Raw genomic sequence first — 25,511 nt, 5'->3', positions numbered from 1 at the left:
GTCAGAACGGCAGCAGGCTTTGGAAGAAGCGCGAGGCCATCGAGGAAAGCTCGGCGCTGTCGATATGGTTGGCGGTGCGGTACTCGACGCGGGCGTCGGCCACGGCGGTCGACTGCACGGTGTTGCCGGTGGCGATGCTGTCCGGATTGATCATGCCGGAGAAGCGGATGTACTCGGTGCCCTTGTTCATGCCGATCTGCTTTTCGCCGGCCACGATCAGGTTGCCGTTGCTCAGCACTTCCACCACCGTGATGCCCATGGTGCCGGTGAAGGCGTTGCTGGCGGTCTGGTTGTCGCCGTCGGCGTAGGTGTTGGTGGTGGCGGCGGTCAGCGGGCTGCCGAAGGTGCTGCTCAGTTTGCCCGGCAGGGTGGCGCTGACGCTGCCCGACTTGTTGCCGGCGGCGGTGGCGGCCTTGTTGGCCGAGGTGCGCTCGGTGATCACCAGCGTCAGCACGTCGCCCACGTGGCGCGCGCGGCGGTCTTCGAACACCGGGCGGAAGGCGGCGGCCTGGTAGATGGCGCCGTTGTTCGGCACCGCCTGCAGCTGCTCGCTGGTCAGCGGACGGGCGGTCTTCGGCGAACTGACGATGGAGGTCGGCGTGGCCTGGCAGCCGCACAGGAAGGCGGCGACGGCGGCAAGAGTGATGGCGTGTTTCATGGTCGCGTCCTTACATCTGCGTCAGCTTTTGCAGCATCTGGTCGGAAGTGGTGATGGCCTTGGAATTGATCTCGTAGGCGCGCTGGGTCTGGATCATGTTCACCATCTCCTCCACCACGTTGACGTTCGAGGTTTCCACATAGCCCTGCAGGATGGTGCCGGTGCCGTTGGTGCCCGGCGTGTTCTGCTGCGGCGCGCCGGAAGCGGTGGTTTCCACGTACAGGTTCTCGCCCTTCGATTCCAGCCCGGTCGGGTTGATGAAGGTGGCCAGCTGCAGGCTGCCCAGCTGCTGGGTGGTGGTGGCGCCGTTGGTGCCGGCGATGTTGACCGAGACGGTGCCGTCGCGCGCCACCGTGATCGACTGCGCGGTGATCGGGATGGTGATGGCCGGCTGCAGCGTGAAGCCTTCCGAGGTCACCATCTGGCCGTTCTGGTCGCGCTGGAACGAGCCGTCGCGGGTGTAGGCGGTGGTGCCGTCCGGCAGCAGCACGGTGAAGAAGCCGCTGCCGTTGACCATGATGTCTTTATCGTTGCCGGTCGACTGCGGATTGCCCTGGGTGTGGATGCGCTCGATGGCGACGGTGCGCACGCCGGTGCCGAGCTGCATGCCGGACGGCAGATTGGTCTGCTGCGACGATTGCGCGCCCGGTTGGCGGATGTTCTGGTACAGCAGATCTTCGAAGACCGCGCGCGACTTCTTGAAACCGTTGGTGCTGACGTTGGCCAGATTGTGGGACGTGACGTCCATCTGCGTCTGCTGCGCTTCCATGCCAGTCTTGGCGATCCATAACGAACGTATCATGTTGCTTCTCCCAATGCCGGACGAACATCAAACCTGTTCATCCCATGCAAGCATTATGCGGGAGAGCGCATCAACTCAAAGCGAGGATCTGGGTGGCTTTTGCGGCGTTATTCTCGGCGTTCTTCATCAGGCTCATTTGCATTTCGAACTGCCTTGCCAGGCTGATCATGTTGACCATGGAATCGACCGGATTGACATTGCTGCCCTCCACCGCGCCGTCGACCACGCGCACGTTGGCGTCGGCCTGGGCCGGCGTGCCGTCGGCCTGGCGGAACAGGCCGTCGTCGCCGCGCAGCAGCGTCTTGGTGTCCGGGTTGACCAGCTTGATACGGCCGAGGACGTTGGACGGCCCCGGCGCGTAGTTGTCGTCCGTCACGCTGATGGTGCCGTCGCTGGCGATGGTGATCTTGGTGTCCGGCGGCACCGCGATCGGACCGCCGTCGCCGATCACCGTCTGCCCGCTGGTGGTCTGCAGGATGCCGTTCTCGGTCACCTTCAGGCTGCCGTTGCGGGTGTAGGCTTCCGAGCCGTCGGCCGACTGCACCGCGATCATGCCCTGGTCGCGGATGGCGATGTCGAGCGGCCGCCCGGTGGTCTCGATCGGCCCCGAGCGGAAGTCGGTGCCGACCGTGGAATCGACCACGAAGGCGCGCGTCGGCAAGCCCTCCGACACCACCGGCACCGCCCGGAAGGTATCGAGCTGGGCGCGGAAGCCGGTGGTGGTGGCGTTGGCCAGGTTGTTCGACACGGTGGCTTGCTGCTCCATCACGTGCCGGGCGCCGGTCATCGCGGTATAGACGAGGCGGTCCATGATTTACCTCATCAACGCAGGTTCACCAGCGTCTGCAGGATCGAGTCTTCGGTCTTGATGGTCTGCGCATTGGCCTGGTAGACGCGCTGCGCGGTGATCATGTTGACCAGTTCGGCCGTCAGGTCGGTGTTCGAGGTTTCCACCGCGCTGGAGCGCAGCTGGCCCATCGAGCCGGCGTTCGGCACGCCGATGGTTGGCGGACCCGAGGTCGAGCTTTCCGCCCAGGCATTGTTGCCCAGTGGCGTCAGGCCGTCGACGCTGGCGAAGTTGGCCATGGCGATCTGGCCCATGGGACGCGACTTGCCGTTGCTGTACTGGCCCAGGATCACGCCGTTCTCGTCGATCGAATAACGCTGCCAGGAACCGGCCGAGTAGCCGTTCTGGGTCGAGCCGAGGTCGTTGGTGACGCTGCCGTACTGGGTGGTCTTGTCGAAGGTGGTGGCGACCGTCATCGGTTCCTGCGCGCCGGTGTCCGGGAAGATCGGCAGCTGGATCTGGAACGGCAGCGTTTGCGGCGGGTCCATCAGCGCCATCGCCTGCGGGTCGAGCGCGCCGTTCTTGGTGAACAGCAGCGTGCCGACCTTGACCGCCGGCACCGTGATGGCGGCGGCCAGCAGGCCGTTGATCTGGTCCGGCGTCTTGCCGGTGATCGAGCCGGTAGGACCCGGATCGATGGCGGCATAGGCGGCGTCGATGGCGGCTACCTGGTCGTCGCTGGCGCCGGCCGCCTGGGCGGCGGCCACCATGGCGTCGTGCGCCACGCCAGCGTAGGCGCCGGCCGCCGCGGCGACGGCGGTCGCATCGGCCGGCACCGCCTTGACGGCGTTGTTGTAGTCGAGCCGCGCCTGCACCACGGCCGGATCGCTGTTGACGGCGGCAGCCACGCCGGCCGAGACGATTTCCTTGTTGTCGGCGGCGGCGTACACGTCCCAGGTGTTGGCATCGGTCTTGACGTAATAGGTCGTCATGATGTGCGAGGTGCCCAGCGAGTCGTACACGTTCAGCACGGTCTGCTTGTTGTAGCTGGTCGGGTCGTTGGCGTCGAACGGCTGGGTGGCCGGCACTTTCTCGGCCGAGCTCAGGTTCAGCTGGAAATTCGCTTCGGTGGTTTCCACCGGGGTCAGGTCGGACTTGTCCAAGGTCAGCGGCACCGGCGAACCGAGCTGGATCACGCCGGCGCTGTTCGACAGGTAGCCGGTCAGCTGCGCGCCCTGGGCGTTGACCAGCGTGTGGCTGGCGTCCTCATGGAACTGGCCATTGCGCGAGTACTCGACCGCGCCGTTGACCACCAGGCGGAAGAAGCCGCCGCCGTTGATCGCCACGTCCAGCGGGTTGCTGCTGGTTTCGATATTGCCCTGCGTGAATTGCTGCGCCAGTTTGGAAACAGACACACCAATCCCGGGATTGTTGCCCGACACGCCGTTCAGCGAGTTGGCGTACAAGTCGGCAAACTGCGCCTGCGAACTCTTGAAGCCCACGGTGCTGGCATTGGCGATGTTGTTGCCGATGACGTCCAGCGATTTGGATGCAGCATTCAAGCCGCTCAGTCCTTGTTGGAACATGGTATTCCCCTATGGTGATGACTGCTTACAGAACTTCTTTGATGTCGCTCATGGCGAAATGCCCGAGCGAGGTATTCAGCTTGACGCCGCTGGCGCCGGTCGACACGCTGGCCACCGCCGCCAGCTGCAATGGCGTCGCGGTCAGCGCGCTGCCGGCGGTGGACGCGGTCACGGTAAAGGTATAGCTGCCGGCCGGGGCCACGGTCTTGTCGTCCTTGGTGCCGTCCCAGGTGATCGGGTAGGTGCCGGCTTCGGCGTTGGTCATGCTCATGGTGCGCACGGTCTTGCCGCTGCTGTCCTGGATCGAGATGCTGACCGCCTCCGAATCGGAGGCTAGGTCGACGCCGAACACGCTGGAGTTGGTCACCGTGCCGTCGTCGGCGGTCGAGCTGTTGAGCTGAATGCCCTTGCCTTCCACCAGCACGCCCTTGCCGATCAGGTTGATCGCGGTGGACGACTGGGTGCTGGCGATGTCGGTGCGCAGCGATTCCAGCGTGGCGTTGACCTTGTTGATGCCGGTCACGGTCGACAGCTGGGCCAGCTGGCTGGTCATGGCGGCGTTGTCCATCGGATTCAACGGGTCCTGGTTCTGCAGCTGCGTGACCAGCAGCTTCATGAACTTGTCCTGGTCCGCCTGGACGTCGTCGGTGCTGGTGGTGCTGGTCGTGGTGGTGGTATTGACTGCCGCCGCCTTGGGCGTGTCGAACACTCCGCTAACTGTCATGATGGCCTCTTATTTACGTCTGACCGATGGTCAGGGTTTTCAACAGCAGCGTTTTCGCCGCGTTCATGGTTTCTACATTGTTCTGGTACGAGCGCGAGGCCGACAGCATGTTGACCATCTCGTCCACCACGTTGACGTTGGGCATGGTCACATAGCCGTTTTCGTCGGCGCCCGGATGCTTGGGGTCGTACACCATCTTCATCGGCGACTGGTCTTCCACCACCTGCTTGACCCGCACGCCGGTGGAGGCACCGCCGTTGGTCGGCGTGGTCGCCTCGAACACCACCTGGCGCGCGCGGTAGGCTTCGCCGCTGGCGCTGGTGGCGCTGTCGGCATTGGCCAGGTTGGAGGCCACCACGTTGAGCCGCTGCGACTGCGCGCTCATGGCCGAACCGGAAACATTAAAAATATTAAACAGTGACATGATCAGCTCCCGGACTGGATCGCCGCCAGCATCGACTTGATCTGGCCGTTGATCGCGGTGATCCCGGCCTCGTAGCGGATGCCGTTGTCGGCAAACTGGTTGCGCTCGACATCCATGTCGACCGTGTTGCCGTCCACCGCGCCCTGGATCACGCCGCGGTACAGCAGCGGCGTGCCGTCGGCCAGCGTACCGGCGTCTTGCAGGGGGTTGGGGAAATGCTTGGCGGCGGTGGTGGCCAGGGTCTGCTGGGCATTCGGATTGGCCTTGTCCAGCGCCGCCTGCATGGCGCTGCTGAAGTCGATATCGCGCGCCTTGTAATTCGGGGTGTCCGCGTTGGCAATATTGGAGGCGAGCACCGACTGGCGCTGCGACCGCAGGCTCAGTGAGGTTTCATTGAAACGAAAATAATCGTCCAGTTTGTTGCCGAGCATGATGCGCTCCCCTTCCACATTGATGACAGGATCGATGATACGGAGTTGCCTGCCGCCACCATCGGGCAATAAGCCCCGTTTTTCCCGCCTTATTCAACGCTTCAAGTTCAGGCCGCCAGACTATGATGGCAGCATTGAACGGGAAACCACGACCATGAAACCACGTCTGCTCACTACCGCACTGTTGGCTGCCGCACTCGGTGCCAGCAGCGGCACCGCGACCGCCCAGGGCGGCCGTCAGGACATCGCCGCCCTCAAAAGCACGGTCGAGGAGTTCCTGCAGCTGCAGGCCGGCGGCCTGCCGGGCCAGGTGACGGTCAGCGTCGGCGCCGTCGATCCGCGCATCAACCTGGCCGCCTGCCCCGCTCCGCAAGCTTTCTTCATGCCCGGTGCCCGCGCCTGGGGCAAAACCACGGTGGGCGTGCGCTGTGCGACACCTTCGGCGTGGACGGTATATATTCAAGCCAACGTGACGGTGGTGGGCGACTACATCGCTGCCGCCGCGCCGCTGGTACAGGGCCAGCCGATCGACGCCAACCAGCTGACGGTGCTCAAGGGCGATCTGACAATGTTGCCGCCAGGCATAGCGACCGACGCCAGCCAGGTGATCGGCCGCAGCGCCACGGTGTCGTTGCCGCCAGGAACGCCTTTGCGCCTCGACACGCTGCGCAGCAAGCCGGTGGTGCAGTCCGGCCAGCTGGTGCGGCTGGTATCGAGCGGCAACGGCTTCAGCGTGTCGGCCGAGGGCCGCGCGATGAGCACGGCCGGCGACGGCCAGGTGGTGCAGGTCAAAACCGGCAACGGCCAGCAGATCACCGGCATCGCCAAGAATGGCGGCATGGTGGAGGTGGCGTTTTGATTGGTAGTCAGACAAAAGTGGCTAAAGTTTGCGGCCAAATCGCCGTTACCGACTCAGATCCCGGAGTTTCGTACTCCTAGCTGAGAAGGAAATGCTGTGAAAATTAACGATACACTCAAGAGCACGCCAGGCTTGCCGTCGACGCCTGCTGCCACCGGCTCCACCGCGCGTGGCGCCGACAAGGCAGCCGAAGCGGCGCCGGCGAATGTCGCCTCGGATAATGTGCGCCTGTCCTCGCAAGGCCAGGCAATGGCGGCCAGTTCTGCCAGCGGCGCCAACGCGGTGTTCGACACCAAGAAAGTCGAACGCATCAAGTTGGCAATCGCCGATGGCCAGTTCCAGGTCAACTCGGAAAAAGTAGCGGATGGCTTGCTGGATACCGTCAAGGATCTGCTGCACTCAAGAAAACGATAGGATGATCATGACCACCGTCACCCCGCTGAACAGCCTGCGCGAAGAAGCGCACATCATGGCAACCTTGCTCGATGTGCTGCGCCAGGAGCAGCAACTGCTGGTGGCGGCGGATATGGAAGGCCTGCCGGCCGTCACCACCCGCAAAACCGCGCTGGTCACGCAAATGACCCTGTTGTCCGCGCAACGTCACCGCTCGCTGGGCAAATGCGGCTTTCCCGCCGAGGAAGCCGGCATGGACGCATGGATCGCCGCCAGCGGCGAGGCGCGCGACGAATCGGCCACCCTGTGGTCGGCGCTGCTGCAGCACACGCGCGACGCCAAGGAACTGAACCGCGTCAACGGCATGCTGATCAACAAGCAGATGGGACACACCCAGGATGCGCTGCAAGCCTTGCGCCCGCAGGGTTCGACCAATAATAATTTCTACGGCCCCGGCGGCATCACCACCACCCTGCCGCGCAGCCGCGGCTTCCTGGCCGGCTAAGCCTTCGCGCTGATCGCTACTGCGCCGGCAACACGGTCGGCAGTTCGGTGGCAGGATCAGGTATCCCCGACAGTATCGTCACCGCCACGCGGCGATTGCGCGCGCGGCCTTGCGCCGTGTCGTTGCCGGCCACCGGCTGGTTGGCGCTGAAGCCCACCGCCGTCAGCCGCTCCGGCGCCACGCCGGCGTCGATGAACAGGCGCACCACGCTGCTGGCGCGCACCGCCGACAGCTCCCAGTTGGACGGATAACGCGGATTGGCGATCGGCTGGTTGTCGGTATGCCCTTCCACCTGCACGCTGTGGCTGTCGGCCTTGAGCAGGCTGGCGACGGCGCGCAGCGCCTCCACCGATTCCGGCATCAGGCGCGCCTCGCCCGGATCGAACAGCACCGAGGCGTTGATCTCGACGCTGACGCCGCGGCTGTTCTGCGTGACCCGCACCTTGCCTTCCTTGACCAGCGGCGCCATGGTCGACAACAGGTCCTGCGCCAGCTTGGTCATCTGCTCTTTTTCCTTGCGCAGCAGTTCGGTGCGGCGCTTCAGCGCCGGGTTCGGTATCGGCAGGTTCGGCACCTGGGTGTTGATCGGCGTGGCCGCGCCCTTGCCGCCGAAGGCGTCGCCGAGGGCGTCGGAAAAGATCTTGTACTTGCCGATGTTGACCGCCGAAATCGCATACATGACGACAAAGAAGGCGAACAGCAGCGTGATGAAGTCGGCGTAGGAAATCAGCCAGCGTTCATGGTTCTCGGGTTCGTCGTCGAATTTCCTGCGGGCGCGCCGGTATTGCATGTCAGTGCTCCCGCATCAGCGTGGCGATGCGCTCGTCGATGACGCGCGTGTGGTCGCCGGTGGCGATGTCGTAGAACACCGCCGCCGCGATCTCCTGCTGGTGCACCGCCTGCGTGACGATGGCTTTCAGCTTGTTGGCGATCGGGTAGAAGAACAGGTTGGCCAGGCCGACGCCGTAGATGGTCGAGACGAACGCCACCGCGATGCCGGCCCCCAGCTTGCTCGGGTCGGTCAGGTTTTCCATCACGTGGATCAGGCCCAGCACGGCGCCCAGGATGCCGATGGTGGGCGAATAGCCGGCCGCCGATTCCCAGATGCGCACCGCCTGGCGCTCGGCCGTTTCATAAGCGGTGATTTCGGTGTCGAGCAGCTGGCGCAGCTTTTCCGGCGCGATGCCGTCGACGATCAGGCGCAGGCCCTTGACGTTGAACTGGTCCTTGGACGACAGCATGTAGCGCTCCAGCGACAGCAGGCCGTCGCGCCGCGCCGCCAGGTTCCAGGCGTTGATCTCGCGCGCCAGCGCGGCGCGGGTGTCCTGCGGCGGCGCGAACACCAGCCGCAGCATGCGCAGGCCGCGCACAAAGGTCTTGAAACGGGTTTGCAGCAGCACGGCGCCAAAGGTGCCGATCACCACAATCGCGAACGCCGCCGGTTGCAGCAAGGAAGTGACCTTGCCGCCCTCCAGCATCTGGCCGACGATCACGCCGGCCAGCGCCAGGAGGACGCCGGCTACGCTGGCCCAGTCCAAGACCGCTCCCGGAGTGAGGCGCGCAGCCGCGCCACAGCCTGCGTATGCAACTGCGATACGCGCGATTCGGATACTCCCATCACGGCGCCGATTTCTTTCAAGTTGAGCTCCTCTTCGTAGTACAGCCCCATCAGCATCTTCTCGCGCTCGGGCAGCATGTCGATGGCGTCGATCACGGCCTGGCGGAAGTCGCCGTCCAGCAGCGAGCGCAGCGGGTCGGCGTCCTCGTCCGAGGCGTAACGGTCGAGGAAGCTGTCGTTGCCGTCGTCGTCGTGGAAATCTTCGTAGTACACCAATTGGTGGCCGCCGCCGTCGCCCAGCATTTCCTGGTAGTCGGCCAGCGACAGCTTGAGCGACTTGGCCACTTCCGATTCGCTCGGCGGCCGGCCCAGGCGCTGCTGCAGCGTCGACATGGCGGCTTCGACCTTGCGCATGTTCTGGCGCAGCGAACGCGGCAGCCAGTCGCTGTTGCGCAGTTCGTCCAGCATGGCGCCGCGGATGCGCAGCACCGCATAGGTTTCGAATTGCGCACCGTGGGTTTCTTCGTAACGGCTGATGGCGTCGAGCAGGCCGATCATTCCGGCTTGCACCAGATCGTCGACTTCGACGCTGGGCGGCAGTTTCGCCTTCATGTGGTGGGCCAGGCGCTTGACCAACGGCATATGCTCCGTCAGCAAAGTGTCCTTGTCCGCTTTCCCTTTTACCGTGTACATTCGAATAGTTTTTTTATTAATTAAGCACTGAAATGGTTGCCGCTCCCCGCACGGAAAGAAGGCGAGCCTGCCAGCGCGAAGCGCCCCGCCAGTTGACGAAACGCCACCGAAGCCCCGGCCAGCGGAAATGCATCGACCACCGCGCGCCCCAAGCGCGCCGCACGTTGCAGGTACTCATCCGCGGGCACCGAGCCCATCGACACCAGATTGACGGCCAGATATCGGCTTGCTGCCTGTGCCATATTATCGTAAACCACCCGGGCTTCGTCTTCCGAGGCGCCGGTGACCAGAATTCCGAACGGCCGCCGGCCCAGTTCCTGGTTCAGCCGCTTAATCATACTGTACGCAGCCTTGATCGAGGTAGCGCTATTGGAAACTTGTACCACGATTTCCGAGCTGGCCATGATCGGCACCGGGAACGCTTCGCCGTCGAACTCGCCGTCGACCAGCACCATGCCGGTCTGCTTGGCCAGCACGTCGAAGGCCTTGGCCAGGCGGCGCGTCTCGTCCGGACCGGAGCGCGCCGCGCCGCGGGTCATCGAGGCCACCGAAAAGCCCTGCGGCACGGCGTGGATCACCTGGTTCAGCGCGCACTCCTGGCGCGCCACGTTCAGCAGGCTGTGGCCGCCGTCGACGCCGAGCCGCGAGGCCACGCCGTGGGCGCTGGCGCAGGCGTCGACGATCAGCACGTCGTTGCCGGCCCGGGCCAGCGAGGCGCCCAGGTTGACCAGCATGGCGCCCTTGTCGTCCTGCGGGTTGGCCGACAGGAAGGTGACGATGCGGGGCTGCGCCCCGGCCAGCATGCGGCGCAGGCCCTCCGCCTGGTCGAAATCGAAATTAGCCAAGGTGCACCTCGCGCATGGCGTTGTCGTTGGCGCCGCTCATCAGCAGCGGCAGTTCGGCATCCAGGTACTGGGTGTTGACGATGTCGCGTTTCAATTTGAACGCGCGGTCGATCAGGTAGGCCGGATCGGCCAGATGCAGGTCTTCCGGCACGCGCTGGCCGTTCGACACGTAGAACAGGTTGAGCTTGTGCCGGATCACGACGTCGAGCGCGTTGCCGATGGCGGCCGCCTCGTCCAGCTTGGTCATGATGCAGCCGGCCAGGCCGCTGCCTTGGTAGGCGCGCACCACTTCGCTCAGGGTTTCCTGGGTGGCGGTGGCGTTCAGGCACAGCACGCGCTTGACGTGGGCGCCGGCGCCTTGCAGCATCGACACCTGCTCGGTGACCATCTGGTCGCGCTGGCTGACGCCGACGGTGTCGATCAGCACGGTATGCTTGTTCTTCAGTTCCTTCAGGGCGATGCGCAGGTCGGCTTCGTCCTTGACCGAATGCACCATCACGCCGAGGATCTTGCCGTAGATGCGCAGTTGTTCGTGGGCGCCGATCCGGTAGGCGTCGGTGGTGATCAGGGCCAGCTTGTCCGGGCCGTGGCGCATCACGCAGCGCGCGGCCAGCTTGGCGGTGCTGGTGGTCTTGCCGACGCCGGTCGGGCCGACCAGCGCGAACACGCCGCCCTGGTCGATCAGCGCGTCTTCGTTGGCCATGGTTTGCAGGTTGCGCGTGAGGACGGTCTTGATCCAGCGCAGGCTGTCGGCGGCATCGCGGCCGGCCGGCAGTTTTTCGATCAGGTAGCGCGCCAGGCTGGCCGAGAAGCCGGCCGCCAGCATTTCGCGCAGCACGGCGGTCTTCTGCGGTTCGCGCGCCTGGGTCGCGCCCCACGACAGTTCGGCCAGCTGGGTTTCCATCATGCCGCGCATGGCGCGGATTTCATTCATCATGCCGCTCATTTCGGCGGCGGCGTTTTCCTTGGCGCTGGCGACGGCGGCGCTGACCATGGCGGCGATCTGGCTGGCGTCGATCGCTGGCGCGGCTTTCGGCTGCGCTGCGACTGGCGCCGGGGCAGGCGTTGGGGCCGGCGCGGCGGCGGCGACCTTGGTGGCCAGCGACGAGTGCGAGGCAACCACGCGGCGTTGCGGCTGCGGCGGCAGGCTGGCCGGCATGGCGGCCATCACCGGCGCGCGGTGCGGTTCTTCGTCAAAACGTGGTTCCACGCGGCCGCCGGTGGACGGCACGGCGGTGACCGCGCCCAGGTCCAGCGACGGTGCTGGTTCGGCCATCGGCGAATGAGGGGCTGGCATGGCCAGCGAGGCGGCATCGTCATTAGCCAGCGCGAGGATTTCCACCACGCCGTCGGACTGGCGATTGGACAGGATCACGGCGTCGGGGCCGAGGGATTCGCGGACTTTGCGCAGCGCTTCGCGGGAAGTCGGTGCGGTAAATTTTTTAACGTTCATGACCGTCTCTCAAGGGAACCAGATTGAGCAGTGCGTCTTCCATGCGAGACGCCTTAACTCCAATGGTTCCATTATTGACGATGCACTCTGGAAACGATCTGATGAACAGGGGCAGAAATGGGCCGCATTTCAGCCGCGGAAAACCTCGTCCAGCGAACCCGCATCAACGAAGTTCAGCGCCCAGGCTGAAAGCTGCTCTACATCCGCTGCCGCCAGTCGGTCCGTCACGACCGGATCGAGCGGACCGAAACGCTTGCTTAATAATGCAGCCAGCATTTCCACACGCGCTTCTTGTCTTCCTTCTTGTCTTCCTTCTTGTCTTCCTTCTTGCCTTCCTTCCTGCCTTCCTTCATGGAGTCCTTTCTGTCGTCCTTCCTGCAAACCTTTCTGCATGCCGATCTCCATGCCGATCCGCTCATATGACGTGATGTAAGGCATCGCGCGCCTCCTTTCGAATTCCAAAACAATATGCCTGAGTCGCATATCAAGCGACTTGGGCAAACGCATCAGCCAATCGATCATCCTGTGTAAATTAATAATACGCCGCTTATCCCAGTCACGTTGATACAGTAGCTTGGTCAAGCGCCATTTGGCGATACGGCGCTGGTGCGGACGATGTTTGGTTTGCTGCGTCAACAGATGAGCGACCGTCACCAGCGCGAACGGATTCGGATCAATCAGCAAGACCTCCATCTGCCCGGCATAATCCAGCAACTTCACCGTCGGAAAGTCCAGCCGCAATTCGCAGCCCAGCAGGCTGTACCCAAACGAAGTGGGCCGCCAGCCTTTGCCGCTGTCGGCCAGTACCGCCATGCTGGCTACCGGACGACGATAACGGTCATACGCGCGATAATGATAGGTAAAAATACGCTCGGCGAAATCCACCTCGCGCCAGCCCTGCACTTCCAGATGCACCAGCACCCACTGCTCGCCGCCATCATGCAGATGCACGCGCACCAGCTTGTCCGCCAGCCGCTTGCCCAGCTCCGCGTCGCGCGACAAGGCCGACAGTTCCTGGTCGAGGAAATCATGCGGCTGCGACCAGTCGATCGCTGCGTGGGCGGAGGGGAAATAGAAGGCCATGAATTCGGGGAAGTGGTCGGTGACCACTTCCTTCCACGGCGTGTCGTAGTCGTCGTTCATGCAGGCAGTCTAGGCTGCCTGCATCAGCGCGTGACGGCCTGGATCAAACTCAGGTCGGCTGCTGGCCCACCAGCGCGGTGACGCGGATGGTTTTGCTTTCCGGGATCTCGGCGTGCGACAGCACCTTCAGCTGCGGCAGCGAGCGGCGCAGGAAGCGCGACAGCAGCGCGCGCAACGGTCCCGGCACCAGCAGCACCGGCGTCAGGCCCAGCGCTTCCTGTTGCTGCGCCGCCGATGCGGCTTGCTGCGCAATGGTATCGGCCAGGCCCGGCTCGATGCCGGCGCCGTCCGGACCGCTGGCCGCCAGCGCCTGCATCAGCAAGCGTTCCAGGCGATTGTCCAGCGTCATCACCGACAGCTCGCCCGAGCCAGGGAACAGCTGCTGCACGATCGCCCGGCCCAGTGCGATCCGCACCAGCGCCGTCAGGTCGCCCGGATCCTGCGTGTGCACCGCATGCTCGGCCAGGGTCTCGATGATGGTGCGCATATCGCGGATGTGCACGCCTTCCATCAGCAGGTTCTGCAACACCTTCTGCAGGGTCGAGATCGACACCATCTTCGGCACCAGATCCTCCACCAGCTTCGGCGATTCCTTGCCCAGGTGATCCAGCAGCGACTGCACCTCGGACCGGCCCAGCAGCTCCGAAGCGTGCGTGGTGATCAGATGATTCAGGTGGGTCGCCACCACCGTGCCGGCGTCGACCACGGTATAGCCCAGGCTCTGCGCCTGGTCGCGCAGGCTGGCGTCGATCCACACCGCCGGCAGGCCGAAGGCCGGATCGGTGGTGACCATGCCCTGCAAGGTGCCGGTCGCCATGCCCGGGTTGATGGCCAGGAACTGGCCGTTGAAGGCCTCGCCGGTGCCCACTTCCACGCCCTTGAGCGCGATGCGGTAAGCGGAAGGCTTCAGCTCCAGGTTGTCGCGGATGTGCACCGGCGGCGCCAGGAAGCCCACCTCCTGCGCGAACTTCTTGCGGATGCCCTTGATGCGCTTGAGCAGCTCGCCGCCCTGCGTCTTGTCCACCAGCGGAATCAGGCGGTAGCCCACTTCCAGGCCCAGCGTATCGACCGGCATGATGTCCTGCCAGGTCGCCTCTTCCTGCTCCGACGCCGCCGCTGCGGCGGCCGGCGCCGCCGCTTCGGCCGCCGCCGTATCGGCCGCCACTTTCTGCACCTTCTTCTTCGTCATCATGTAGGCCGAGCCGCCCAGCGCGCCGGCCAGCATGATAAACACCAGGTTCGGCATGCCGGGAATCAGGCCCAGGCCGCCGATGATGCCAGCCGTGATGTACAGCACTTCCGGCTTGGCAAACAGCTCACCCACCAGCTGCGAGCCGATGTCCTTGTCGCTGGCCACCCGCGACACCACGATACCGGCCGCGATCGAAATGATCAGCGAAGGAATCTGCGCCACCAGGCCGTCACCGATGGCCAGCAGCGTGTAGTTTTTCAGCGCGTCGGCAAACACCATGTCGTGCTGGATCAGCCCCACCAGCAGGCCGCCGACCACGTTAATCACAGTCACCAGGATGCCGGCCACGGCGTCGCCGCGCACGTACTTCGACGCACCATCCATGGCGCCGTAGAATTCGGCTTCCATCGATACTTCGCTACGGCGCTTCTTGGCGTCGGCTTCGCCGATCAGGCCGGCGTTCAGGTCGGCGTCGATCGCCATCTGCTTGCCCGGCATCGCATCCAGGGCGAAACGCGCACCCACCTCGGCGATACGGCCCGCGCCCTTGGTCACGACCACAAAGTTAATGATGGTCAAAATCACGAACACCACGATACCGACCGTGTAGTTACCGCCGATCAGAAAGTGGCCGAAGGCCTCGATCACCTTGCCGGCCGCGTCGGCGCCGGTGTGGCCCTCGGTCAGCACCACGCGGGTCGACGCCACGTTCAGCGACAGCCGCAGCATGGTCGACACCAGCAGGATGGTCGGGAACGACATGAAATCGAGCGGCTTCACCGTGTACAGCGAGGTCAGCAGCACAATCACCGACAGCGCGATGTTAAAGCTGAAGAACATATCCAGCACAAACGCCGGCAACGGCAGGATCATCATCGCCAGCAGCATGACGATCAGGATCGGCGCCGCCACGCTGCCCTTGTTCTTCGAATTGGCCAGGCCTTGCAGCCATGGCGGCAGCTTCACGTTGCTGAGGGCGTTCATACAGGTGCTCCGTTATTCAAATCTGGTTTCTTGCCGTTTTTGGGGATGAAGGCCGGGTCCAGCGGGTCCATGGTCGGCGGCACATCGAGTTTCTTCGGTTCTTCCGGACGGTTGCCGCCGCCGCGGTTGAACACGCGCAGCTGGAACACATAGGCCAGCACTTCGGCCACCGCCGCATACAGCTGCTCGGGAATCTCGTCGCCGATCTCGGTATGCTTGTGCAGCGCCCGCGCCAGTGCCGGCGCTTCCATGATCGCCACCTTGTTTTCCTTGCCGATTTCGCGGATCTTGGCCGCCACCTCGTCGGTGCCCTTGGCCACCACCTTCGGTGCGCCACGCATGTCGCTGCTGTATTTCAGCGCCACCGCGTAGTGGGTCGGATTGGTGACAATGACGTCGGCGGTCGGCACGTCGGCCATCATGCGGCGCTTGGCCATCTCGCGCTGCAGCTGGCGGATCTTGCCCTTGATTTGCGGGTTGCCGTCGGATTCCTTGGATTCCTGGATCAGCTCCTGGCGCGTCATCTTCAGCTTGTTGGCGTAGTGCCACATCTGGTAGGGGCCGTCGATGCCGGCGATCAGGCCCAGCGCGCCGACGATGAACAGAAAGCTGCTGGCCAGCATGTTGACCATGTGGCCGATGCCCATCCGCAGCGGCTCGACCGACAGGCCGATCACCGCGTCCTTGTACTTCAGCACCACCATCCAGGTGACGAAGCCGACCACCACCGTTTTCAAAATCGCCTTGAGCAGCTCGACCAGGGCGTTCTTGGAAATCATGTTGGTCAGGCCGCTGATGGGATTGAGCTTGTTGAAATTCGGCGTGAACACCTTGCTGCTGAACAGCCAGCCGCCGACCAGCAGCGGCGACGCCAGCGCCACCACCATCACCGCCACGCCCAGCGGCAGACAGACCAGCATCACGCGCACCACGTCGACGCCGATGCGGTGGAACAGCACGTCGGCATTGAAAATCTGCTCCTGGTCCATCGCCAGGCCGGACACCAGCGCCGACTCCAGCTGGCCGACCAGGCCGTCGCCGGTCATCCACAAGCCGGCGCCAGCCGCCATCAGCACGGTAAACGTCGCCACTTCCCGCGATCGGGGAACGTCGCCTTCTTCACGCGCCTGCTCGAGGCGCTTCGCTGACGCGGGTTCGGTCTTTTCTGCGTCGCTGTCGTCTGCCATGGGGTCTGCCTGCTGCCAGGATTAATCTGATGGTGCCATTATCGATGGCGGCAGCAACGGGGCATCGGTGGAATACGGCGGGTTTTCACCGCCATATCCACGATTCCATACGGAAACTCAGCGTTGTTGGACGGTTTGCTCGATGGCGCCGAACACGGACTTGCCGTCGTCCAGCATTTCGATGCGGATGGTGTCGCCAAACGCCATGAACGGCGTCAGCGGCGCGCCGCCGGCGATCATTTCCAGGCAGCGCTGCTCGGCGATGCAGGAATAGCCGCGCTTGGCGTCCTTGTTGGACACCGTGCCGGAGCCGATGATGGACCCGGCACGCACATTGCGCGACTTGGCCAGGTGGGCGATCAGCTGCGGGAAATTGAACACCATGTCGACGCCGGCATGCGGCTTGCCGACCAGCTTGTCGTTCCAGGTCGACAACAATGGCAGGTGCACCTTGCCGCCCTTCCAGGCGTCGCCGAGCTCGTCCGGCGTGACCGCCACCGGCGAAAAGCTGGTGGCCGGCTTGGATTGCACGAAGCCGAAGCCCTTGGCCAGCTCATCCGGAATCAGGTTGCGCAGCGAGACGTCGTTGGCCAGCATGACCAGGCGGATGCGCTGCAGCGACTGGTCGGCGGTCGCGCCCATGGGCACATCGTCGGTGATCACGGCCACTTCTGCCTCGAAATCGATGCCCCACTCCTCGTGCGCCAGCACGATGTCGTCGCTCGGGCCGAGGAAATCGTCGCTGCCGCCCTGGTACATCAGCGGCTCTTCCCAGAACGAGGCCGGCAGCTCGGCGCCGCGGGCCTTGCGCACCAGCTCGACGTGGTTGACGTAGGCCGAACCGTCCGCCCACTGGAACGCGCGCGGCAGCGGCGCCATGCAGTTCCTGGGCTCGAAATCGAAGCGGCGACGAGCGCCGCCCCGGTTCAGTTCCTGGTAGATGGCGTCAAGTTGCGGGGAGATGAAGGTCCAGTCATCGAGCGCGCGTTGCAGCGTGCGGGCCACGCCATCGGCCAGCTGGGCACTTTTCAGGTCGCGCGACACCACCATCAGCTGGCCGTCGCGGGTGCCGTCCTTGAGGGTGGCGAGTTTCATGCGGGGGCAAGCAGCGCGAGTTGTTCAGCGGTGAGGTAGCACCAGTCGCCTTCCTCGATCTCCAGCGAAGCCAGCTCCAGGCCGCCGATGGCCGAGCGGTGCAGCGCCGAGCAATGGTTGCCGGCGGCCGCCAGCATGCGCTTGACCTGGTGGTACTTGCCCTGCTCCAGCACGATTTCCAGCTGGTGCTCGCCGCGCTTGATGCAGGTCTGCGCCGCCAGCGGCGCCGGTTCGTCGTGCAGCTGCACGCCGGCCAGCAGTTGCGCGATCAGCTCGTCGGTGACCGGCTCCGCCGTGGTGGCCTGGTAAATTTTCGGCACATGGCGCTTCGGCGACGATTGGGCATGGATAAAGGCGCCATCGTCGGACATCAGCAGCATGCCGGTGGTGTCGTGGTCGAGCCGGCCGACCGGCTGCACGTCGCGCCAGGTCAGCTCTTCCGGCAGCAGGGTCAGCACGCCCGGATGGTGGCTGGGCTTGCGCGAGCACTCGTAGTTCTGCGGCTTGAACAACGCGATGTAGACGTGTTCGCGGTACACCACGTCCTCGTCGAACAGGTTGAAGACCAGGCCGTCGGTTTCGATCAGCTCTTTGTAGTTGTCGTGTACCACGCCGTTGATGGTGACTTCACCATCTTCAATCAGCGAGCGGCAGTATTTGCGGGTGCCGTAGCCCTGCGATTGCAGGATGCGGTCAAAGGATAATTTACTCATGGCCGCGATTTTACAGGAGTCTGCATCCTTGATACATATCAAGCCGCACCCGAATTCTATTGATACACTGAAACTGCATTAGGAATTTCCCTACTGCTCATCGGAATCTCAGCAGGACATTCTATGACTTATATCGCCAACCCAGCGGCGCAAGCCCAGGCCGCCACCCACCGTACCGCCCTGCTGCTGCAACGCTGCAGCCACGGCCCCACCACCTTCGCCAGCGCCCAGGCGCTATGGCACGGCTACCAGCAGACGCTGTTCCTGGCCTGGCTGGACGCCGGCGGCTTCGCACAAGATGCGTGCGCAATAGAAAACAGCGGCACGGAGCCGCTGTTTTCAGTCCCACACGGGGACTTGAACGAGGAATCGAAATTCTCTCTGAGCCGCATCGATGATGCGGTGGAGTAGTTCCATCAATCAGACTGAATCAAGAACGTGCTGACAACAAGCTAAACTGTTTATATCGGCCCCCCTTGGAAAGAACTACAACACCACTATAGTTCACTACTCCGGATATGCAAGCGAAAAGAAGGCTGTATTGCTAATGTTAATCGCCGCGCCAGTCATGCGCCCACCCAGGCTAATGCAGGCTCGGCCGTACAGTGTCCACCGCCGACTTCATCGCGCCGGCGCCCATGGCCGCGCCGAATTTCTTCAGCACGCGTTCCGGCAGGCCTTCATGCTGGGTGTAGTCGACGATATCCTCGGCCTTGACCACGTCGCGCGCCACCGTGTCGACGGTGCCGTAGGCGTCGGCCAGGCCCATGTCGATCGACCTGGCGCCGGTCCAGAACAGGCCGGAGAACATTTCCGGCGTTTCCTTCAGGCGCTTGCCGCGACCGTTGCGCACCACCTGGATGAACTGCTCGTGGATTTCGCCCAGCATCGCCTGTGCGTGCTGCTTGTGCTTCTCGGTCAGCGGGCTGAACGGGTCCATGAAGCCCTTGTTCTCGCCGGCGGTCAGCAGGCGGCGCTCGACGCCCAGTTTTTCCATCGCGCCAGTAAAGCCGAAACCGTCCATCAGCACGCCGATCGAACCGATGATGCTGGCCTTGTTGACATAGATGCGGTCGGCGCCAGCCGCGATGTAGTAGCAGCCGGATGCGCAGATCTCGTCCACCACCACGTACAGCGGCTTGCCCGGATAGCCTTTGCGCAGGCGCACCATCTCGTCGACGATCATGCCTGCCTGTACCGGGCTGCCGCCCGGGCTGTTAATGTGCAACACCACCGCCACCGAGCCGCTATCGGAGAACGCCTTGTTCAGCGCCGGAATCACCACCGCCGCCGAGCCGCTGCCTTCGGACTCGATGGCGCCCTCGACCTCGATCAGCGCCGTGTGGCGGCCCAGCGTTTCGCTGTCCGAGCCGGTCCAGCTGAAATCGAAATAGGCGCTCAGCGCGAACACGATCACCAGCAAGGTCAGCGCCTTGAAGAAGATGCCCCAGCGGCGCGCCGCCTTCTGCTCTTTCAGCGTGGCGAACACCAGTTTTTCCAGCACCTCGCGCTCCCAGTTGGAGGCGTTGACGGCCGGCTTGGCCGGCTGCGGGTTCGGCGCTGGTGTTGGGGTGCTGCTCGGATCGATGTTGTCGCTCATGGATTGCTTTGGTGGTGTTAATCAAGCGCGCGCCGGGCGCACATAGTCGTCCGGCTGCCAGAAAATCTGCTGGTCATGCTCGACCACGCTGATCGGGCGCAGCCGGCCGCCGCGGCACGGACCGCCCGCGCACTGGCCGGTTTCCGGCACGTAGACGGCGCCGTGCGTCGAACACATGATGTACAGCTTGCTCGACTCGAAGAACTCGCCCTCGGCCCAGTCCAGCTCGATCGGCACGTGGGCGCAGCGGTTCAGGTAGGCGTAGGCCTTGCCGCCGTGGCGCACCACGAAGCCGGTGGCGTCGTCGCCGCCGGCGGTCAGCGGGAAGCGGATGCCCTTGCCACCGTCCTCGATGGCGTCCGAAGCGCAGATCAGAATGTCGTCCATATTATGCGTGCTCGCTCAGCCATTGGTGCAGCTCGGCCACCGTCCTGGCCGAAAACAGCGGCTTGCAGGCGCTCAGCTGGTCGACCGGATGGGCGCCGTATTCGACTGCGATGCCGGCCGCGCCAGCGTTGTTGGCCATCAGCAAATCGTGCGTGGTATCGCCGATCATCACGGTACGGCGCATATCCTGCCCCAATTCCCGCGTTAATTCCTGCAACATGGCCGGATGCGGTTTGGAGAAGGTTTCGTCGGCGCAACGGGTGGCGTCGAACAGCGACAGCACCTTGACGTCATTCATGGCGCGGTTCAGGCCGACCCGACTTTTGCCGGTGGCGACCGCCAGGAAATAGCCGTTCTGCGACAAGTCTTCCAGCATGTCGTGCACGCCGGGGAACAGGCTGATTTCGTGGTCGCGCGAGAGGAAATGGTAGCGGTAGCGCTCCACCATGCGCGGGTAGAAGGCCGGATCGATGTCCGGCAATACCGCCTGCATGGCTTCGTGCAGGCCCAGGCCGATCACATGGGCCGCAATCTCGTCGCGCGGCACCGGCAGCGACAGGTCGCGCGCCGCCGCCTGGATGCATTTCACGATGGTGGACGTGGAATCCATCAAGGTGCCGTCCCAATCGAAGACGATCAGATCAAATTGCTTTCTTGCCATTGTGTTTGCGATTAATTAAGAGGTTTGCCCAAGCTTACCAAGAATCGCTCACATTCGGCGGCCAATGGCGCATTGAGCGTCATGTTTTTGCCCGATTCGGGATGGGTAAACGTAATTTGATGCGCGTGCAGGAACATGCGTTTCAGCGCGCCGCGCGTGTCGGTGGCTTTTTGCAGCGCCTTATTCAATGGAAAATCGCCGTATTTGTCGTCGCCCAGGATGGGAAAGCCGGACGATGACAGATGAACGCGGATCTGGTGGGTGCGACCGGTCTTCAGTTCTGCTTCCAGCAGGGCAAAGCCGTCGAATTTCTTCAATAGCGAGAAAATCGTGTGCGAGGCCATGCCGTCTTCGGACACCGAAACGCGGCGTTCGCCGTCGGCGGTGGTGTACTTGTGCAACGCCAGCTTGATGTGCTGGCGCGCGTTCTTCCAGTCGCCGGCCACCATGGTCAGGTAGCGCTTGTCGGTCAGGCCGTCGCGCATCTGCTCGTGCAGGCTGGTCAGGGCCGTGCGTTTCTTTGCCAGCAACAACAGGCCGGAGGTTTCGCGGTCCAGCCGGTGCACCAGTTCCAGGAACTTGGCGTCCGGACGCGAGGCGCGCAACTGCTCGATGACGCCGAACGACACGCCGGAACCGCCGTGCACGGCCACGCCGGCCGGCTTGTCGATCACCAGCAGGTGGCTGTCCTCGAAAATGATCTTGAATTCGGCGGCCGGGACGTGATTGTCCGGTTTTTCCGCCAGGCGGATGGGCGGAATCCGCACCACATCGCCTTGTACCAGGCGGTACAATTGGTCGATGCGACCTTTATTAACGCGCACTTCTCCCGAGCGCAGGATGCGATAAACGTGGCTTTTCGGCACGCCTTTGCAAACGCGCAACAGGTAGTTATCGATCCGTTGACCGGCTTCTTCTTCAGTGATGGTGACGAATTGGGCTTGCAGCGGGGCGGACGTTGAAGCGGGAACAACATCTTTTTGCATCTTCATTTAGTCTGTCTTCCCAGAAATCTCTCTAAGTCCTTCATTTTGAATATATAATTGTTTCGCTGCGGTTCGTACTGCGGCAAGTGTAAGAATAAAAGCACATTTTACACAGGGGCGTCTCCACTGGCCTCGCCAAATTGCAAATTCAGAGGAAAAAATGTATACGCACCACCCCTGCCTGACTCAGGGTTGCACCGTCGTTGTAATCGGATGGCGACAGGGGTGCTGAAGAAGATTGATTGGATATAAGGATAAAGTCCGGTCAGCCAGCTCACGCGGGCTGGCCGGTTGATGAGTAGTTGATAACGCTTGCCGTTTTCGCCAGACCCTATGCTTTACTGCGAGCTCGACGGAAGGCTGAAACCAGCCTGGTTACCGAAGTTGCAACACTTGTAGTATGAAGCATGGTCGAGATCTGGTCATTTAGACGCTGCTCTCCGTCTGTTCTTTTCTGCCGTCCGTTGGGGCCGCATGGAGAAGGACTGATGAAGCGAGCACTCGGCATGTCGATCAACCTCATGCGCCCAGTTGTGGCCGCTCCGTGCGGCCGCACAGGATGGGCATACCCACCGCAATCACTCCGATTCTCGCGTATATCCCTGTAGCTTGCTGGACCGGACCTAAGAAACCGGACAGCATAGATGGCCCAAGGGTCGCGGAGTTAATAAAAATGAAACGCATGTTATTTAACGCTACGCAGCAAGAAGAGCTGCGCGTAGCGATTGTCGACGGTCAGAAACTGATCGATATCGACATCGAGACCGCCGGACGCGAACAGCGCAAGTCCAATATCTACAAAGGCGTGATCACCCGCATCGAACCGTCGCTGGAAGCCTGCTTCGTCAGCTATGGCGAAGATCGCCACGGTTTCCTCCCATTCAAGGAAGTAGCCCGCACTTACTTCAAAGAAGGTGTGGACGTGCGTAACGCCTCCGTCAAGGAAGCGCTGCGCGAAGGCCAGGAAATCATGGTCCAGGTGGAAAAGGAAGAGCGCGGCAACAAAGGCGCCGCCCTGACCTCCTTCGTCTCGCTGGCCGGCCGTTACCTGGTGCTGATGCCGAACAACCCGCGCGGCGGCGGCGTTTCCCGCCGTGTCGAAGGCGAAGAGCGCCAGGAACTGCGCGAAACCATGGACAAGCTGGACCTGCCGCCAGGCATGTCGGTGATTGCCCGCACCGCCGGCATCGGCCGCAACGTCGATGAACTGCAGTGGGACTTGAACTACCTGATGCAACTGTGGCGCGCGATCGAAGGCGCCGGCAAGTCGGCCTCCGGCGCGTTCCTGATCTACCAGGAATCGTCGCTGGTGATCCGCGCGATCCGCGACTACTTCCAGCCGGATATCGGCGAGATCCTGATCGATACCGACGAGATCTACGAGCAGGCGCACCAGTTCATGAGCCACGTGATGCCCGACATGGTGCACCGTGTCAAACGTTACAGCGACGACGTGCCGCTGTTCTCGCGCTTCCAGATCGAACACCAGATCGAAACCGCCTACAGCCGCACCGTGCCGCTGCCATCGGGCGGCGCCATCGTCATCGACCACACCGAAGCCCTGGTCTCGGTCGACGTCAACTCGGCCCGCGCCACCCGCGGTTCCGACATCGAAACCACCGCCTTCCACACCAACTGCGAAGCCGCTGAAGAAGTGGCCCGCCAGCTGCGCCTGCGCGACCTGGGCGGCCTGATCGTGATCGACTTCATCGACATGGAGGTGGCCAAGAACCAGCGTGAAGTGGAACAGCGCCTGAAAGACGCGCTGCACCACGACCGCGCCCGCGTCCAGATGGGCAAGATTTCCCGCTTCGGCCTGATGGAACTGTCGCGCCAGCGCCTGCGTCCGTCGCTGTCGGAAGGTTCGCACGTAGCCTGCCCGCGCTGCTCCGGCACCGGCCATATCCGCGACACCGAATCGTCGGCCCTGCAAGTCCTGCGCATCATCCAGGAAGAGGCGATGAAGGAAAACTCGGCCACCATCCACGTGCAAGTGCCGGTGGACGTCGCCGCTTTCCTGCTGAACGAAAAACGCAGCGAAGTGCTGAAGATCGAAACGCGCCACCGCATCAACGTGATCCTGGTGCCGAACAAGCACCTGGAAACGCCGCACTACAAGCTGGAGCGCATCAAGCACGACGATCCGCGCCTGGAAGACAGCGCCGCCAGCTACTCGCTGGCCGAGCAGGCCGAAACCGACATGGCCTACAGCAAGCGCCAGAAGGAAGAAGCCAAGCCGCGCCAGGAAGCCATGGTCAAGACCATCACCCCTGATCAGCCGGCGCCGCTGGTCGAGCGCAAGCCGACCGAAACCGTCATCAAGCCAGCGCCGGCCCCGGCCCCTACGCCGGCTCCGCAAGGCTTCTTCGCCAAGCTGGTCAGCTTCTTCACCGGCGCACCGGCCGCTCCGGCCCTGCCGCAGCAGCCGACCATCGTGGTCAAGGCGCCAGCCACCACTGACCGCGGCGACCGCAACGCCCGCGGCCCGCGTGGCCGCAACCGCAACGGCAAAGGTGGCCGCGGCGAGCGCGAAGAGAAAGAACCGGGCGCAGCCCGTCCAGGCCAGGAAGAAGCCAAGGCAGCCGACGCCAACGGCCGTCCGCCACGCCAGCCGCGTCCGCCACGCGAAGCACGCGAGCCGCGTGAACCGCGCGAGGGCCGCGAGCCACGCGAAGCGGCCGCCGAAGGCCAGGGCCGCGAACGTGCCGAGCGTCCGGAACGCGCCGAGCGTCCGCCACGTCCACCACGCGAGCCGCGCGGTGAAAAAGCGCCAGTCGAAGCCAAAGTGGAAGAACTGGCACTGAACGCCGGCGTTCCAGCCACCGGTCCGGTGACCGACGCCGCCGCCAGCATCCTGAAAACCGCGCCGAGCGCCGGTCCTGAGGGTGAAGAAAACGACGTGGCAGGCGAAGGCGATGAGCCACGCCGTCGTCGTCGTCGTGGCGGTCGTAACCGCAACCGCCGTGAACGCGAAGAAGGCCAGGAAGCAACGGCTGAAGAAGCTGGCGAACAGGCCGAACTGAGCTTCACGCCAGTGGCCGACGCCGCCGTGGCAGCCGCAGTCGCCGAACCAGCGCCTGCACCGGCAGCACCGGCGCCAGCGCCAGTGGTCGCCGAAGCCGCAGCAGTGGTCGAAGCAGCACCAGCCGCGCCGGCAGTGGAAGCCGCTCCAGTAGCCGTGGCAGCGCCAGCATCGGTGGAAGCCGCGCCAGTGGCCGCCGCTCCGGTGGAAGCAGCCGTTGCCGAAACCGTTGCAGCACCTGCACCAGCGGCGGAAGCGCCAGTGGAAGTGGCCGCCCCGGTCGTGGAAGCCGCACCAGCCCCAGCGCCGGTCGTGGAAGCCGCTCCGGCAGCCGTCGCCGAGGTGGAAGCGCCAGCCGCAGTGGAAGCGCCTGTCGTGGCTGCCGAGCCAGTGGTTGCAGAACCAGCTCCGGTCGCTGCCGCACCGGCACCGGCACCGGCTCCAGTCCCTGCGCCAGTCGTGGCCGCACCAGCACCAGCACCAGCACCAGTAGCAGCACCTGCGCCGGCCCCGGCAGCGCCGGTCGACCTGCAAGCCGTTCTCGGCTCCGCCGGTCTGACGCTGGCCGCCACCGACCCGGCCAAACTGCGCGCTGCGCAGGAAGCCGCCGCCCAGGTCGCACCGCCGGTCCGCGTACCGCGCGAACGCAAGCCGCTGCCGCCGCAAAATGACGAACCGTTGGTGCAAGTCGATACGCGTCGTTAATCAACTTCGCTGAGTAAAAAGGGAAGCTTCGGCTTCCCTTTTTTACTTTGGACAGGACGGAGCAGGCTTCTCACTTCAGGGCAGTACGGGAAGCGCGCGCTCGTGGTATCGTACCCGG

General features: G+C 63.7%; 26 protein-coding genes. 5 read left to right on the top strand and 21 right to left on the bottom strand.

Features of this window, described 5'->3' with window-relative positions; translation table 11 throughout:
* Position 1 precedes the first annotated feature (1 nt).
* The 7 genes from GJ698_RS04330 to flgB form a co-directional block, all read right to left on the bottom strand.
* A complete protein-coding gene (locus GJ698_RS04330; RefSeq protein ID WP_154356319.1) occupies positions 2 to 658 on the bottom strand; it encodes a flagellar basal body L-ring protein FlgH in 657 nt (218 codons plus the stop codon).
* A gap of 10 nt (positions 659 to 668) precedes the next feature.
* Positions 669 to 1,460 carry a flagellar basal-body rod protein FlgG gene (flgG, locus tag GJ698_RS04325; RefSeq protein ID WP_154356318.1) on the bottom strand — a complete coding sequence of 264 codons (792 nt, stop codon included), beginning with the start codon at positions 1,458 to 1,460 and terminating at the stop codon, positions 669 to 671.
* Positions 1,461 to 1,530: 70 nt separating this feature from the next.
* Entirely contained in the window at positions 1,531 to 2,271 is a 741-nt protein-coding gene (gene flgF, locus GJ698_RS04320; protein WP_154356317.1) for a flagellar basal-body rod protein FlgF, read from the bottom strand.
* An 11-nt stretch (positions 2,272 to 2,282) separates the two neighbouring features.
* A complete protein-coding gene (locus GJ698_RS04315; RefSeq protein ID WP_154356316.1) occupies positions 2,283 to 3,833 on the bottom strand; it encodes a flagellar hook protein FlgE in 1,551 nt (516 codons plus the stop codon).
* A gap of 25 nt (positions 3,834 to 3,858) precedes the next feature.
* Entirely contained in the window at positions 3,859 to 4,557 is a 699-nt protein-coding gene (locus GJ698_RS04310; protein ID WP_154356315.1) for a flagellar hook assembly protein FlgD, read from the bottom strand.
* A gap of 13 nt (positions 4,558 to 4,570) precedes the next feature.
* Positions 4,571 to 4,981, bottom strand: coding sequence for a flagellar basal body rod protein FlgC (gene flgC, locus GJ698_RS04305; RefSeq protein ID WP_154356314.1), 411 nt, complete (start codon positions 4,979 to 4,981; stop codon positions 4,571 to 4,573).
* A gap of 2 nt (positions 4,982 to 4,983) precedes the next feature.
* Complete coding sequence (gene flgB / locus GJ698_RS04300; protein WP_154356313.1) at positions 4,984 to 5,412, bottom strand: flagellar basal body rod protein FlgB; 429 nt, start codon at positions 5,410 to 5,412, stop codon at positions 4,984 to 4,986.
* 154 nt (positions 5,413 to 5,566) lie between these two features.
* On the opposite strand from flgB, the gene flgA reads away from it, so the two are divergent.
* The 3 genes from flgA (at position 5,567) to GJ698_RS04285 (ending at position 7,169) form a co-directional block, all read left to right on the top strand.
* Positions 5,567 to 6,271 carry a flagellar basal body P-ring formation chaperone FlgA gene (flgA, locus tag GJ698_RS04295; protein ID WP_154356312.1) on the top strand — a complete coding sequence of 235 codons (705 nt, stop codon included), beginning with the start codon at positions 5,567 to 5,569 and terminating at the stop codon, positions 6,269 to 6,271.
* A 96-nt stretch (positions 6,272 to 6,367) separates the two neighbouring features.
* A complete protein-coding gene (gene flgM, locus GJ698_RS04290) occupies positions 6,368 to 6,685 on the top strand; it encodes a flagellar biosynthesis anti-sigma factor FlgM (protein ID WP_371865124.1) in 318 nt (105 codons plus the stop codon).
* A gap of 7 nt (positions 6,686 to 6,692) precedes the next feature.
* Complete coding sequence (locus tag GJ698_RS04285) at positions 6,693 to 7,169, top strand: flagella synthesis protein FlgN (protein WP_154356311.1); 477 nt, start codon at positions 6,693 to 6,695, stop codon at positions 7,167 to 7,169.
* Between the two features lie 16 nt (positions 7,170 to 7,185).
* Here the strand turns inward: GJ698_RS04285 and motD are convergent, their stop codons facing one another.
* The 10 genes from motD to GJ698_RS04235 all read right to left on the bottom strand — a co-directional run bounded on the left by motD (position 7,186) and on the right by GJ698_RS04235 (position 18,032).
* The gene (motD, locus tag GJ698_RS04280; protein WP_154356310.1) at positions 7,186 to 7,959 is read right to left on the bottom strand and encodes a flagellar motor protein MotD; all 774 of its coding nucleotides are present in this window, start codon (positions 7,957 to 7,959) and stop codon (positions 7,186 to 7,188) included.
* Position 7,960: 1 nt separating this feature from the next.
* Positions 7,961 to 8,707, bottom strand: coding sequence for a flagellar motor protein (locus GJ698_RS04275; RefSeq protein ID WP_154356309.1), 747 nt, complete (start codon positions 8,705 to 8,707; stop codon positions 7,961 to 7,963).
* Positions 8,689 to 9,420: an RNA polymerase sigma factor FliA gene (locus GJ698_RS04270; protein ID WP_154356308.1), complete on the bottom strand. Its 732-nt coding sequence runs from the start codon at positions 9,418 to 9,420 to the stop codon at positions 8,689 to 8,691. Before GJ698_RS04270 ends, GJ698_RS04275 begins: the two co-directional genes overlap by 19 nt.
* Before the next feature lie 20 nt (positions 9,421 to 9,440).
* Complete coding sequence (locus GJ698_RS04265) at positions 9,441 to 10,265, bottom strand: MinD/ParA family ATP-binding protein (RefSeq protein WP_154356307.1); 825 nt, start codon at positions 10,263 to 10,265, stop codon at positions 9,441 to 9,443.
* The gene (flhF, locus tag GJ698_RS04260) at positions 10,258 to 11,718 is read right to left on the bottom strand and encodes a flagellar biosynthesis GTPase FlhF (RefSeq protein WP_154356306.1); all 1,461 of its coding nucleotides are present in this window, start codon (positions 11,716 to 11,718) and stop codon (positions 10,258 to 10,260) included. Before flhF ends, GJ698_RS04265 begins: the two co-directional genes overlap by 8 nt.
* Positions 11,719 to 11,847: 129 nt before the next feature.
* The gene (locus GJ698_RS04255; RefSeq protein WP_154356305.1) at positions 11,848 to 12,861 is read right to left on the bottom strand and encodes a DUF4351 domain-containing protein; all 1,014 of its coding nucleotides are present in this window, start codon (positions 12,859 to 12,861) and stop codon (positions 11,848 to 11,850) included.
* Between the two features lie 49 nt (positions 12,862 to 12,910).
* Positions 12,911 to 15,037, bottom strand: a complete 2,127-nt coding sequence (gene flhA, locus GJ698_RS04250) for a flagellar biosynthesis protein FlhA (protein WP_154356304.1) — start codon at positions 15,035 to 15,037, stop codon at positions 12,911 to 12,913.
* The gene (flhB, locus tag GJ698_RS04245; RefSeq protein WP_154356303.1) at positions 15,034 to 16,224 is read right to left on the bottom strand and encodes a flagellar biosynthesis protein FlhB; all 1,191 of its coding nucleotides are present in this window, start codon (positions 16,222 to 16,224) and stop codon (positions 15,034 to 15,036) included. The genes flhA and flhB overlap by 4 nt, the downstream gene beginning before the upstream one ends.
* A gap of 117 nt (positions 16,225 to 16,341) precedes the next feature.
* Complete coding sequence (locus tag GJ698_RS04240; protein ID WP_154356302.1) at positions 16,342 to 17,319, bottom strand: fumarylacetoacetate hydrolase family protein; 978 nt, start codon at positions 17,317 to 17,319, stop codon at positions 16,342 to 16,344.
* Positions 17,316 to 18,032: a pseudouridine synthase gene (locus GJ698_RS04235; RefSeq protein ID WP_154356301.1), complete on the bottom strand. Its 717-nt coding sequence runs from the start codon at positions 18,030 to 18,032 to the stop codon at positions 17,316 to 17,318. Before GJ698_RS04235 ends, GJ698_RS04240 begins: the two co-directional genes overlap by 4 nt.
* 123 nt (positions 18,033 to 18,155) lie before the next feature.
* On the opposite strand from GJ698_RS04235, the gene GJ698_RS04230 reads away from it, so the two are divergent.
* Complete coding sequence (locus tag GJ698_RS04230; protein ID WP_229259816.1) at positions 18,156 to 18,443, top strand: hypothetical protein; 288 nt, start codon at positions 18,156 to 18,158, stop codon at positions 18,441 to 18,443.
* A gap of 172 nt (positions 18,444 to 18,615) precedes the next feature.
* Here the strand turns inward: GJ698_RS04230 and GJ698_RS04225 are convergent, their stop codons facing one another.
* Genes GJ698_RS04225 through GJ698_RS04210 form a run of 4 tightly spaced genes read right to left on the bottom strand, consistent with a single transcriptional unit; the run spans position 18,616 to position 21,672 of the window.
* Positions 18,616 to 19,632: a S49 family peptidase gene (locus GJ698_RS04225; RefSeq protein WP_154356300.1), complete on the bottom strand. Its 1,017-nt coding sequence runs from the start codon at positions 19,630 to 19,632 to the stop codon at positions 18,616 to 18,618.
* Between the two features lie 21 nt (positions 19,633 to 19,653).
* The gene (locus GJ698_RS04220; protein ID WP_154356299.1) at positions 19,654 to 20,019 is read right to left on the bottom strand and encodes a Rieske (2Fe-2S) protein; all 366 of its coding nucleotides are present in this window, start codon (positions 20,017 to 20,019) and stop codon (positions 19,654 to 19,656) included.
* Between the two features lies 1 nt (position 20,020).
* Positions 20,021 to 20,680: an HAD-IIIA family hydrolase gene (locus GJ698_RS04215; RefSeq protein ID WP_154356298.1), complete on the bottom strand. Its 660-nt coding sequence runs from the start codon at positions 20,678 to 20,680 to the stop codon at positions 20,021 to 20,023.
* 11 nt (positions 20,681 to 20,691) lie between these two features.
* Complete coding sequence (locus tag GJ698_RS04210) at positions 20,692 to 21,672, bottom strand: RluA family pseudouridine synthase (protein WP_154356297.1); 981 nt, start codon at positions 21,670 to 21,672, stop codon at positions 20,692 to 20,694.
* Between the two features lie 667 nt (positions 21,673 to 22,339).
* On the opposite strand from GJ698_RS04210, the gene GJ698_RS04205 reads away from it, so the two are divergent.
* Positions 22,340 to 25,393: an Rne/Rng family ribonuclease gene (locus GJ698_RS04205; protein WP_154356296.1), complete on the top strand. Its 3,054-nt coding sequence runs from the start codon at positions 22,340 to 22,342 to the stop codon at positions 25,391 to 25,393.
* The last annotated feature ends 118 nt before the right edge of the window (positions 25,394 to 25,511 follow it).

This window comes from Duganella aquatilis, assembly GCF_009674565.1.
Classification (GTDB): domain Bacteria; phylum Pseudomonadota; class Gammaproteobacteria; order Burkholderiales; family Burkholderiaceae_D; genus Rugamonas; species Rugamonas aquatilis.
This window is presented reverse-complemented; position numbering and strand designations above follow the sequence as displayed.

What these genes read in the sequence shown, in the direction of transcription:
- GJ698_RS04330 (WP_154356319.1), bottom strand. Translation starts at nt 658, where the DNA reads ATGAAACACGCCATCACTCTTGCCGCCGTCGCCGCCTTCCTGTGCGGC.
- flgG (WP_154356318.1), bottom strand. Translation starts at nt 1,460, where the DNA reads ATGATACGTTCGTTATGGATCGCCAAGACTGGCATGGAAGCGCAGCAG.
- flgF (WP_154356317.1), bottom strand. Translation starts at nt 2,271, where the DNA reads ATGGACCGCCTCGTCTATACCGCGATGACCGGCGCCCGGCACGTGATG.
- GJ698_RS04315 (WP_154356316.1), bottom strand. Translation starts at nt 3,833, where the DNA reads ATGTTCCAACAAGGACTGAGCGGCTTGAATGCTGCATCCAAATCGCTG.
- GJ698_RS04310 (WP_154356315.1), bottom strand. Translation starts at nt 4,557, where the DNA reads ATGACAGTTAGCGGAGTGTTCGACACGCCCAAGGCGGCGGCAGTCAAT.
- flgC (WP_154356314.1), bottom strand. Translation starts at nt 4,981, where the DNA reads ATGTCACTGTTTAATATTTTTAATGTTTCCGGTTCGGCCATGAGCGCG.
- flgB (WP_154356313.1), bottom strand. Translation starts at nt 5,412, where the DNA reads ATGCTCGGCAACAAACTGGACGATTATTTTCGTTTCAATGAAACCTCA.
- flgA (WP_154356312.1), top strand. Translation starts at nt 5,567, where the DNA reads ATGAAACCACGTCTGCTCACTACCGCACTGTTGGCTGCCGCACTCGGT.
- GJ698_RS04285 (WP_154356311.1), top strand. Translation starts at nt 6,693, where the DNA reads ATGACCACCGTCACCCCGCTGAACAGCCTGCGCGAAGAAGCGCACATC.
- motD (WP_154356310.1), bottom strand. Translation starts at nt 7,959, where the DNA reads ATGCAATACCGGCGCGCCCGCAGGAAATTCGACGACGAACCCGAGAAC.
- GJ698_RS04270 (WP_154356308.1), bottom strand. Translation starts at nt 9,420, where the DNA reads ATGTACACGGTAAAAGGGAAAGCGGACAAGGACACTTTGCTGACGGAG.
- flhF (WP_154356306.1), bottom strand. Translation starts at nt 11,718, where the DNA reads ATGAACGTTAAAAAATTTACCGCACCGACTTCCCGCGAAGCGCTGCGC.
- GJ698_RS04255 (WP_154356305.1), bottom strand. Translation starts at nt 12,861, where the DNA reads ATGAACGACGACTACGACACGCCGTGGAAGGAAGTGGTCACCGACCAC.
- flhA (WP_154356304.1), bottom strand. Translation starts at nt 15,037, where the DNA reads ATGAACGCCCTCAGCAACGTGAAGCTGCCGCCATGGCTGCAAGGCCTG.
- flhB (WP_154356303.1), bottom strand. Translation starts at nt 16,224, where the DNA reads ATGGCAGACGACAGCGACGCAGAAAAGACCGAACCCGCGTCAGCGAAG.
- GJ698_RS04240 (WP_154356302.1), bottom strand. Translation starts at nt 17,319, where the DNA reads ATGAAACTCGCCACCCTCAAGGACGGCACCCGCGACGGCCAGCTGATG.
- GJ698_RS04235 (WP_154356301.1), bottom strand. Translation starts at nt 18,032, where the DNA reads ATGAGTAAATTATCCTTTGACCGCATCCTGCAATCGCAGGGCTACGGC.
- GJ698_RS04230 (WP_229259816.1), top strand. Translation starts at nt 18,156, where the DNA reads ATGACTTATATCGCCAACCCAGCGGCGCAAGCCCAGGCCGCCACCCAC.
- GJ698_RS04225 (WP_154356300.1), bottom strand. Translation starts at nt 19,632, where the DNA reads ATGAGCGACAACATCGATCCGAGCAGCACCCCAACACCAGCGCCGAAC.
- GJ698_RS04220 (WP_154356299.1), bottom strand. Translation starts at nt 20,019, where the DNA reads ATGGACGACATTCTGATCTGCGCTTCGGACGCCATCGAGGACGGTGGC.
- GJ698_RS04215 (WP_154356298.1), bottom strand. Translation starts at nt 20,680, where the DNA reads ATGGCAAGAAAGCAATTTGATCTGATCGTCTTCGATTGGGACGGCACC.
- GJ698_RS04210 (WP_154356297.1), bottom strand. Translation starts at nt 21,672, where the DNA reads ATGAAGATGCAAAAAGATGTTGTTCCCGCTTCAACGTCCGCCCCGCTG.
- GJ698_RS04205 (WP_154356296.1), top strand. Translation starts at nt 22,340, where the DNA reads ATGAAACGCATGTTATTTAACGCTACGCAGCAAGAAGAGCTGCGCGTA.